Annotated in this window: 2 protein-coding genes; both read left to right on the forward strand. The window is 64.8% G+C overall.

What is annotated here, in order from left to right:
* A partial coding sequence (locus tag EOC06_RS36985) for an FAD-dependent oxidoreductase (RefSeq protein WP_368773619.1) occupies window positions 1–201 on the forward strand: 201 nt, incomplete at its 5' end.
* Between the two features lie 2 nt (window positions 202–203).
* Complete coding sequence (gene preA / locus EOC06_RS36990; RefSeq protein ID WP_127397547.1) at window positions 204–1,517, forward strand: NAD-dependent dihydropyrimidine dehydrogenase subunit PreA; 1,314 nt, start codon at window positions 204–206, stop codon at window positions 1,515–1,517.
* Window positions 1,518–1,595 lie beyond the last annotated feature (78 nt).

Consider the following 1,595-nt stretch of genomic DNA (forward strand, 5'->3'; position numbering starts at 1 on the left):
CTCAACGGCAGCGGTGCGTCGATCGATCTCGAAGCCGGCCGCATCAAGGTGGATGCGGAAGGGCGCACGTCGCTTGCCAGGGTCTGGGCCGGCGGCGACTGCATCTTCGGTGGCGACGACCTCACCGTCTCGGCGGTCGCGCAGGGGCGCGACGCTGCGGAGAGCATCAACCGGGCACTGACCTCGAACGGGAGGGCATGAGCATGGCAGATATCAGAAACAATTTCGTCGGCATCAAGTCGCCCAATCCGTTCTGGCTTGCCTCGGCGCCGCCGACCGACAAGGCCTACAACGTCATCCGCGCCTTCAAGGCCGGCTGGGGCGGCGTGGTGTGGAAGACGCTCGGCGAGGAAGGCCCGCCGGTGGTCAACGTCAACGGCCCGCGCTATGGCGCGATCTGGGGCGCCGACCGCCGCCTGCTCGGCCTCAACAACATCGAGCTGATCACCGACCGCGACCTGCAGGTCAATTTGCGCGAGATCAAGCAGGTCAAGAAGGACTGGCCCGACCGCGCCATCGTCGTCTCGCTGATGGTGCCTTGCGTCGAGGAGGCCTGGAAGGCGATCCTGCCGGTGGTCGAGGAGACCGAGGCCGACGGTATCGAGCTGAATTTCGGCTGCCCGCACGGCATGTCGGAGCGCGGCATGGGCGCGGCTGTCGGCCAGGTGCCGGAATATATCGAAATGGTGGTGCGCTGGTGCAAGCAGAACACCCGCATGCCCGTCATCACCAAGCTCACGCCCAACATCACCGATGTGCGCAAGCCCGCACGGGCGGCACATGCCGGCGGCACCGACGCGGTGTCGCTGATCAACACCATCAACTCGATCACCGGTGTCGACCTCGACAGCTTCGCGCCGCAGCCGACAATCGACGGCAAGGGCTCGCATGGCGGCTATTGCGGCCCGGCGGTGAAGCCGATCGCCATGAACATGGTGGCCGAGATCGCGCGCGATCCCGAAACCCGCGGCCTGCCGATCTCCGGCATCGGCGGCATCACCACCTGGCGTGACGCGGCCGAATTCATGGCGCTCGGCGCCGGCAATGTGCAGGTGTGCACGGCGGCGATGACCTATGGCTTCAAGATCGTGCAGGAAATGATTGCGGGCCTCGAAAACTGGATGGACGAGAAGGGGCACGCCTCGCTCAACGACATCGTCGGCCGCGCCACGCCCAATGTGACCGATTGGCAGTATCTCAACCTGAACTACGTCGCCAAGGCGCGTATCGACCAGGATGCCTGCATCAAATGCGGCCGCTGCCACATCGCCTGCGAGGACACTTCGCACCAGGCGATCACCAGCATGGTCGACGGTATCAGGCACTTCGAGGTGATCGAGGCCGAATGCGTCGGCTGTAATCTCTGCGTCAATGTCTGCCCGGTCGAGAACTGCATCACCATGGAGCCGCTGGCAGCCGGCGTGATGGACCAGCGCACTGGGAGGCCGGTATCGCCGGTCTATGCCAACTGGACGACGCACCCGAACAATCCGATGGCCAAGGTGGCTGCGGAATAAGGACACGTCACGAGAAGAGCGCCGAGGGCGCAGCAGCTTCTCTTCTCCCCGTCACTATACGGGGAGAAGGTGCCGGCA

Source organism: Mesorhizobium sp. M7A.F.Ca.MR.362.00.0.0 (assembly GCF_004023175.1).
In the GTDB taxonomy this organism is placed as follows: domain Bacteria; phylum Pseudomonadota; class Alphaproteobacteria; order Rhizobiales; family Rhizobiaceae; genus Mesorhizobium.